Origin of the sequence: Acinetobacter sp. YH12105 (genome assembly GCF_013419095.1) — a bacterium.
Taxonomy (GTDB): Bacteria; Pseudomonadota; Gammaproteobacteria; order Pseudomonadales; family Moraxellaceae; genus Acinetobacter; species Acinetobacter pseudolwoffii.
Genome location: NZ_VPAU01000033.1, coordinates 1 through 8,677 on the forward strand (window position 1 = coordinate 1; position 8,677 = coordinate 8,677).

The 8,677-nt window shown below is 38.2% G+C and carries 6 protein-coding genes and 1 pseudogene; 3 read left to right on the forward strand and 4 right to left on the reverse strand.

Going from position 1 to position 8,677, the window contains the following annotated elements; translation table 11 throughout:
• Positions 1–343 precede the first annotated feature (343 nt).
• A complete protein-coding gene (locus FTU44_RS14605; RefSeq protein ID WP_180051256.1) occupies positions 344–1,003 on the forward strand; it encodes a hypothetical protein in 660 nt (219 codons plus the stop codon).
• 519 nt (positions 1,004–1,522) lie between these two features.
• A complete protein-coding gene (locus tag FTU44_RS14610; RefSeq protein WP_180051259.1) occupies positions 1,523–4,237 on the forward strand; it encodes a TrlF family AAA-like ATPase in 2,715 nt (904 codons plus the stop codon).
• Between the two features lie 123 nt (positions 4,238–4,360).
• On the opposite strand, the gene proB is transcribed toward FTU44_RS14610, so the two are convergent.
• A complete protein-coding gene (proB, locus tag FTU44_RS14615; RefSeq protein ID WP_005096449.1) occupies positions 4,361–5,494 on the reverse strand; it encodes a glutamate 5-kinase in 1,134 nt (377 codons plus the stop codon).
• A 27-nt stretch (positions 5,495–5,521) separates the two neighbouring features.
• Complete coding sequence (gene cgtA, locus FTU44_RS14620; RefSeq protein ID WP_180000441.1) at positions 5,522–6,739, reverse strand: Obg family GTPase CgtA; 1,218 nt, start codon at positions 6,737–6,739, stop codon at positions 5,522–5,524.
• Positions 6,740–7,004: 265 nt separating this feature from the next.
• Between cgtA and FTU44_RS14625 the strand changes: the two genes are divergently transcribed.
• Positions 7,005–8,198 carry an MFS transporter gene (locus FTU44_RS14625; RefSeq protein WP_074383014.1) on the forward strand — a complete coding sequence of 398 codons (1,194 nt, stop codon included), beginning with the start codon at positions 7,005–7,007 and terminating at the stop codon, positions 8,196–8,198.
• A gap of 25 nt (positions 8,199–8,223) precedes the next feature.
• On the opposite strand, the gene FTU44_RS14630 is transcribed toward FTU44_RS14625, so the two are convergent.
• Together FTU44_RS14630 and FTU44_RS14635 are read right to left on the reverse strand one after the other, a co-directional pair.
• Positions 8,224–8,568, reverse strand: coding sequence for a hypothetical protein (locus tag FTU44_RS14630; RefSeq protein ID WP_180051262.1), 345 nt, complete (start codon positions 8,566–8,568; stop codon positions 8,224–8,226).
• Positions 8,565–8,677, reverse strand: a pseudogene (locus tag FTU44_RS14635) (IS5/IS1182 family transposase); the annotation flags it as partial. The gene FTU44_RS14630 and the pseudogene FTU44_RS14635, both read right to left, overlap by 4 nt.

Consider the following 8,677-nt stretch of genomic DNA (forward strand, 5'->3'; position numbering starts at 1 on the left):
AAAATCATTTGAATGATTTCTTCTTGGTCTACGTGCCATAAAATACTCCATATATTGATGTTTATAACATCATTTGAGGAGCAGAATATCACTTATAGGAGTTGTTCAAATTTACGGATCCATCTCTGATTTTACTGTAACTAGACAACGTGAACTATTCAAAACATTTAAGAAATATGAGGTAAAACACCCCTTTTTATGTAAATGTTTAGGTGATGGAAATAAGAACGGTGGGGATATACAAGGCTTTAGAAATTATAAAGGCGATGGGTACATTTTCTTAACATATTTTGTCGAACAGGCTCTAGGATTCAGACGATATCCGTTCTATTCAGATAGAGTTGTGAGCTCCCATAAAATTATTCCAGCAATAAATCAATTTAATAATTTAACAACTGAAAACATAGACTCTATTATTGAAGAAGTTAAAAACATATATGAGCATGTACAGAACGCTTTACATATAACAGGCTTAGATAAAGTTAAATTGATTAGAAGAATTAAGAATGAGAGAACAGATGAAAGTCTTCATGCAGAATGCGGACAAGCAACTCATTTATATCAATTAAAAATGGCAGCTGAACTATTAAATCACAATACAGTGCAGGTAGAAGTAGATACACTTAACTCATTTGGTGAAGGTGATTATAAGGGAAGTGAAATTTCTTTATATGCCGAGATAAATCCAACTGATATTTTTTATTGCCATGAATTAGTTAATCTAAGTGCACCTAACCAACATCTAGAAACAGGTGAATGGGTAGTTTTAAATAGAGATCCTCGCGGAATAATAAACCTACCGATCAAGTGGATTCAAGAACCAAAATTTTCTCATCCTTATGAGCCCTTTACTTCAATAGAAGACGCAAAAAAAATATTAGAAAATCCGTCTATCCTAAGACTCCCTCCGGTGAGCTCTATTTCAAACAACAAAAATTTGCATACTCATTTAATAAGAAGGAAAAAACAACGTATTTTTGGTCTATTTTCTAAAAGCTCTTAAAAGAATGAAATTTTATTTTCATTCTTTTGTTAAAAATTAGCCCATACATCATGGATCATATGTTGATTATCAACTTCGAATAATAGACAAACCAACAACCGGTACTTATCAATTTTTAAAGCCTCTTTAATAACCTCTTGAACAGAGTCAAAAATCTGAGCTAAGTCCGTAATTTTCACATTAACTCGATTAATAGCTACATAGCTCTCTTCGATTCTTCCAACAAACTTACCTTGATCGTAAAGGTGAATTACATACCCCAAAAATTCAGTATTATCCGGAAGCTATAGACGACGTCTAACCTTTTGAATAGTAATACGTTCACCGTCGAGTTTTTGTTGCTTTGCTTGCGCTATGCGAGACACTAAAAGGCCCCTTTGTTTTGCTTGTCCCATACTTCCCTCATTACTTCCTACTTAACTCTTTATTTTTCATTCTTTTTATTAATTTTTAAGTATACTTCAGACAATTACAAAATATGAATAAGATTATTAACAGAAGCAAAAGGGGAATTTTTTAATGACCAATATTTTAGGTAGTCAATGGTATAAGTTTGACTTTCACACACACACACCAGTTTCACTCGATTACCGAGAACCTACTAATATTTCACCTCAAGAATGGCTTAAAGCTCTAATGGAAAAAGAGATCGATTGTGTTGCTGTCACCGATCACAATAGCGGTGAATATATTGATGCTTTAAAAAATGCCTACTCACAGAGTATTCACGAAAATTGGTTCAGACCCCTCATTATATTCCCAGGATTTGAGTTAACTATTTCATTAGGCGCCAGTAGAATTCACTTGTTAGCTATTTTTGATCCAAGCGTTTCCAGTAATGATTTAACAAGAATTCTAGGAAGCTGTAGATTAAATGTAGATGGTCAAATGGGTGACCCAGAAAACTGCTATTCAACACTTTCTATTTCAGATGTAGTTCACCAAATCAAATTATCAAATGGCATTGTAATGCCTGCCCATATCGAAGGCCCCAAAGGCCTTTTATACAATGTAACTACAACTACCCCAGATTTAAAGGCCAATTTAAAATTGTTTGATGGTGCACAATTTATTGACCATCTGCTCTTACATAATTCCTCCATACATCCAGATCTAAAAAATGACTGTAATCATTTAGCAATAGTTAAAGGCTCTGATGCTCATACCCTAGCTCAATTAGGTGCAAGTTATAGTTGGGTTAAAATGGGTGCACCTGATATTGAGGGCCTTAAATACGCCTTAAGAGACAAGAACTATTGCATTCTTAACCAAATTGAAAATCCTAATCAACTTCCACAAGCTTACATAAAAAAACTAGCAATAAAGAAAATGAAGCATTGTGGCAGAATAGAAAATAGCACTCCTGTATTCCAGCTTCATCCATTATTTAATGCAATTATTGGAGGACGTGGTACTGGAAAATCAACATTTATTGAATCATTAAGATTATCATTGGGTAAATCTCAAGATACTCACGAATTAGATAAAATACATAGTGAGATTCAAAATTTTATTAATGATGTCACTGATAACAATACTGAAATAGAAATTTCAGTAAAAAACCATGCTACTGAATATTGTACAAAATGGTCTAAGTCCACTCCATTACAATTCTATAAATATGACGAAGGAGATTTAGTTCCAGATGAAGGCAATATTAAAGATCGTTTCCCTGTTCATTTATATAGCCAAAAACAAATTAATGCATTGGCTTCACATCCCAACATTTTGCTAGAAATAATTGATCGATCACCAAACGTTAATACCAACGCATATATAGACTTGATAGAGACTCAAAGCAATCAGGTTATGAGTCTCTTAGCAGAAGAAAGAGCTTTAAATAATTCGACATCTATGGAAGGAACACTTAGATCTGAATTGAGTGCTCTAAATACTAATATTTTAAGTTTTCAATCGGGCGGTCATAATCACATTCTCTCAGGACATGAAATATGCATGAATGTTCAAAGAGCTTTAACATCAAGCCTTGATGTTAGTGAATTAAATGAGAAATTAAATCAAGTTTCTAGCACTCAACTACCTAATCTTTTCTTACATAATATTAATGGCTTACAAGAGCAATTAAAAACAGAATTGGCACAAATTAATGCTACATTTTCCGGTGAGCTATTAAGTATTCTTCAAGAATCAAGAAATTTAAAAACAAGATTGGATACAGCCATCTCACAAGCTAACATTGCTTATGAGCATTCAAGTTGGTCTACATTCAAAAATGCAAATGAACAAGCCTATCAAGCTATGTTAGAAGATTACACAACTAGAGGAATACCTTTTGATAATGAACAATATGAAGCTTGGAATAAACGCAAGCAAGAAATCCTACACAATTTAGAAACAATAGAATCTCAGAAATTAAGACTTATAGATAACCAACAAGAAAGACAAACATGTATTAATGAAATTACCAGACTGCGAGGAGTAATTCAGCAAAAAAGACAAGAATTTATTGATTCTATTTTAAGTAATAACAACTATGTAAAAATGACTATTTTACCTTATGGCGAAACTGAAAATATCGAGCCTATTTTCAGAGATATTATAGGAACTTTTAATTTCATTAATACAATTTACAATAAAGAAGATAAAGAACACTCTCTTCTTAATGAATTGATAAATTGTCAAAACAATACAAAGCTTACTGCTAAGACCAATCTTGTTAACAATATTAATAATTTAATAAATGGAAATAGCCTACCTCAATTTAATATTGATAATAGATTTATTACTCATCTCCATTCGCGCTATCAAAGTCAACCTGAATTCTATGGTAGGCTATTAACTTGGTTCCCAGAAGATTTACTTGAAGTTAAATACTCAAGAAAAGGTGATGGTAGAGAATTCGTAAATATTTCTAAAGGTTCTGCTGGTCAAAAAGCTGCTGCTATTTTGGCATTCTTGCTTAGTCATGGAAATGAACCAATAATTATTGACCAACCAGAAGATGACTTAGATAACGAGCTTATTTATGACCTGATAGTAAATCAAATACATACTAACAAAAATAAGCGTCAAATTATTATTGTCACTCATAATCCTAATATTGTAGTAAATGGAGATGCTGACTTAGTGAATGTCATGCATTTCCATAAGGGGCAAGTTGAAATTAAGAACTTTGGAAGTTTAGTTCATGAAACAATCCGAAACGATGTATGTCAAATTATGGAAGGTGGTAAAGATGCTTTCAGAAAACGTTATGAGCGGATAGGTTTATAAACTAATTACTGTTAATAAATTAAAGCCCACGTTAACACGTGGGCTTTAAACTAAAGTAGCTAGATAAGTAGTTAAATAATCAAACCATATAGTTTAAGATAATATTTTCAATACCTTACACCACTAGTAAATCGCCATATGATTGCGGTGAATCATCTCGAGTGAACGTGCTTCACCTAGAACCTGATGCACTTTATCAGAAGCCAGACCACGTACAATATCTGCCGAACGCGAACTAAAGTTAACACGACCGACTGCAATTCGGTGACCTTGTGTATCCACACATTCCACCACATCACCGCGCTCAAAATGTCCTTCAACCGCTTTGACGCCGACAGGCAACAAGCTACGATGATTGTCTTTAATGGCCTTTACCGCACCATCATCAATTACCAAACGACCTGCCGTTTGCAGGTGTGCTGCCAACCATTGCTGATGCGCGGTCATCCGATCTTTGTCAGTCACAAACAAGGTTCCTAACAATTCACCGGACATCAGACGAGATAGCACAGCATCACTATCACCGCTTGCAATTAAGGTCGGACAACCGGACTTTGCCGCCAGTCGTGCAGCACGAACTTTGGTCAGCATGCCGCCGCGACCAAATTTACCACCACCACCGGCCATCTCAAACAGGCTCTCATCCATCGCACGTACCGTATGGAACAGTTTGGCATCTGGATTCGAGCGTGGATCTGAGTCAAACATACCTTCCTGATCGGTTAAGATAATCAGAAGATCGGCATGCACCTGACCTGCCACCATGGCAGCCAGCGTGTCGTTATCACCAAAGCGGATTTCATCGGTAGAAACGGTATCATTTTCATTAATCACCGGAATCACGCGCCAGTCAATCAGGTTCTGCAAAGCATCACATGAATTGAGATAGCGGCGGCGATCTGCCAGATCATCATGGGTCAATAATACCTGCGCCGTTCGAATCTGGTGTTTCTCCAGTACGCTTGACCAGGTATGAATCAGGCCCATCTGACCAATGGCAGCACAAGCCTGAAGACTGGGTAGATCGGTGGGTCGATTCTCAAGTTTCATTCGCACCATACCTTCAGCCACAGCACCGGAAGACACCAGAATAATCTCGTGTCCTGCATTGTGTAGATCTGCGATTTGTCCCGCCCAGTGCGAGATGGCATCTAAATCTAAACCTTGTCCGTTTGCTGTGAGTAAAGATGATCCGATTTTAACAACGATTCGTTTACAACCCTTGAGCTGACGCTGCCCATCTACCACTTCTATCATCTTGTCCTCAGACTCTTCTCTCAGAGATTAGCGTACGTAGTACACTTCCACATCACTATCATCATCGCCATCTTCATCATCTTCATCGTCGCCCAGAATACCGGCAAGACGTTGCTGACGACGCATCTCACGATACGCTTCTTTTGCAGCGATGGTTTGTTCACGTGTTTCAGCTTCAAGCTGATCACGGAATGCTTTCATTTCTGCTGCATATTCTTGATCTTCAGCTTCGCGTTCACGCTGCTCTTCGATCTGATCCATCAGGTAGTAAACCACGTCTTTGGTACCTTCAGCGGTTAAGCCAGAAGTTTCAAAAACCGGGCCTTCCCACTGCAATTCTTCAAGAATATGGGTACACCATTCTTCACGTGTTTCTTCAGCCAATTGGTCGACTTTATTCAGCACCAATACGATCGGCAGTTTTGAAAGTGTCGGGGAGAAATTTTCTAACTCTTTCAAAATTGCTTTGGCATTATGCGCCGGATCTGAACCATCAATCGGTTGTACATCAACGATGTGCAACAAGATACGGGTACGTGCCAGATGCTTCAGGAAGCGAATCCCCAGACCTGCACCTTCAGATGCGCCTTCAATCAGACCCGGAATATCGGCCATCACGAATGAACGATGACTGTCGGCATCGACCACACCCAGGTTTGGCACCATGGTGGTAAATGGATAATCTGCCACTTTTGGTTTTGCCGCCGATACTGCACGAATGAAGGTTGATTTACCCGCATTTGGCATACCCAGCAAGCCCACATCTGCCAGAACTTTAAGCTCCAGACGGATTTCACGGAATTCGCCTTTTTGACCATGCGTACACTTACGTGGTGAACGGTTGGTCGATGATTTAAAGTGCGTATTTCCTAAACCACCGTCACCGCCTGCTGCCACTTTCACGCGTTGACCATCTTCGATCAAATCGCCAATAATGTCGCCAGACTCAACATCTACAATTGTTGTTCCGACTGGAACTTTTAATACGGTGTCTTCACCGCCACGACCAGCACAGTTCGCCCCACGGCCATTTTTTGCTCGTTCTGCACGGAATTTACGTGTATAACGATAATCAACTAGCGTACTGGTGTTGTCGTCAGCCTGTATATAAATACTGCCACCACGACCACCATCACCACCATCTGGACCACCAAATGGCACGAATTTTTCACGGCGAAAACTGGCTACGCCATTGCCACCGTCGCCAGCCTCTACGGTAATGACTGCTTCATCAACAAAGCGCATATTGCCAATCCTCTAAAAACTTTAAAACCCCATATTCTGCCATATTTTAAAGAATTTCTCGACTATATTTATATGCTATTCCATGAAGATCGCTTATTTAATCCTGTCATGTTATTGAACAGCCATTAATTTTTGATAAGTTTCAAAACTAAGCTCTATGCTTTTGTTTTAATATACTTTTTAATGATCACTTGATTGTTTTTAATTATTTCTGCTTTGTCGTGCAACTGCCTATAGTGTAGGCAATGTTAAAAGAGTCGGGCCTATGAGCAATTCAGAAAGGAAATCTGTCAGTCCATTGTCATCACAATTTGTATTATTGATGGCAATGGCATGTGGCTTATGTGCAGGCTCTGCCTATTTTAACCAGCCTCTGATCTATTCAATCGAGAAAAGTCTGGGCATTAGTACCAGTCAGGCCGGTTTTGCCGTGGTGATTGCACAGATTGGTTATGTCCTCGGCTTAATGCTTTTGGTTCCTTTGGGAGACTTTCTGAATAAACGCAAACTGATCGTTAACCTGATGGTCTTTGCAGCCATTTCGCAGATATTGCTTTCATTCAGTACGACTTTATCAATGTTATATCTGTTTACCTTGTGTGCCACCTTTGGCGCAATCTCGGCGCAGATCTTAATTCCTTTTGCATCGACCATTAGCCCACCTGAATCCAGCGCTGCTACAGTGGGTAAGCTGATGAGTGGGTTGGTGATGGGAATTATTCTGTCACGTACCTTTGCCGGCTTTGTTTCCACTTACTGGTCTTGGGAAGGTGTGTATTTATCCAGCGGTGTGATCACCTTGCTCTTTGCAGCACTCATGTGGAAAAAACTACCCGATACTCAAGCTCAGGCAGGCTTAACTATTGGTGACATTTACCGCTCTTTGTTTAGCCTTGCAGGTCAGAATCCACATTTAATCCGGCGTGCCTGTGCGGGTGCCTTGGGTTTTGGAATTTTATCGATGATCTTTACCTCGATGACTTTTGTATTAGGCAATGCACCTTATTATTTCACCGATTTCGAAATTGGGTTATTTGGCTTACTGGGCGTGATCGGGATTTATTCATCAAGCTGGTCAGGCAAAACCGTAGGACAAGGTAGAGAAAATCTGGTCGCCAAGCTATGCATTGTCCTGATGTTCGGCTCTACACTGCCCTTATATTTTGCCCAGCACAATATTGTAATCTATGCGATTGGTGTGCTGATGGCCTACTTTGGTCTGACAGCCTTCCATGTTTTGAATCAGAATCTGGTTTATCGGATTGATCTTAAATCGCGTTCACGTATTAATGCAGTCTATATGACGATTTACTTTAGTGGTGCCGCTTTAGGTTCGCTTGGTGCAGTCTATGCCTGGGAGCAGTTTGAATGGATCGGTTGCGTGATCCTTGGCTTTATTTTCTCGATTGGAATTTTACTGATTGATCGCTTGGATTTTAAGAAAATGCAAAATGCTTGATTCACAAAGGAATAAATCGATCGGTTTATTCCTTTTGGTAAAGTACATACTTCATTAACTCTGTTCTAAGATTAGAATTTTGTTCTCGATGAATACTACCTAATTGAGGTGTAATATTCGCGATATGTTCCAAATTTTCACTACCAACCAGTGCGTTATATCTTACATAGTTAAGCAAACATTGATTTTGAAATCTCCTAATTTGGTCTTTTAATTCTCCATCAGATATTGCTTTACCTAAAAATTTAAAAGCATCTTCTTGCTCATTAAATATAGATATAAATTTTTTATTCAATATTTTTATACTTTCATTTCGATCAGGTTTATAAATTAAATAATTACATATTTGATTACTAGGGTGTGTCCTCATTTGGCTTTGCACCAAATAAATATACAGGCTATACGAATCATAGATTTATAATTGCGTGCCAGTTTATCAAATCGAGTTGCAATAGCACGGAAATGTTTTAATCTCGCAA

What these genes read in the sequence shown, in the direction of transcription:
- FTU44_RS14630 (WP_180051262.1), bottom strand. Translation starts at nt 8,568, where the DNA reads ATGAGGACACACCCTAGTAATCAAATATGTAATTATTTAATTTATAAA.
- cgtA (WP_180000441.1), bottom strand. Translation starts at nt 6,739, where the DNA reads ATGCGCTTTGTTGATGAAGCAGTCATTACCGTAGAGGCTGGCGACGGT.
- FTU44_RS14610 (WP_180051259.1), top strand. Translation starts at nt 1,523, where the DNA reads ATGACCAATATTTTAGGTAGTCAATGGTATAAGTTTGACTTTCACACA.
- FTU44_RS14625 (WP_074383014.1), top strand. Translation starts at nt 7,005, where the DNA reads ATGAGCAATTCAGAAAGGAAATCTGTCAGTCCATTGTCATCACAATTT.
- proB (WP_005096449.1), bottom strand. Translation starts at nt 5,494, where the DNA reads ATGATAGAAGTGGTAGATGGGCAGCGTCAGCTCAAGGGTTGTAAACGA.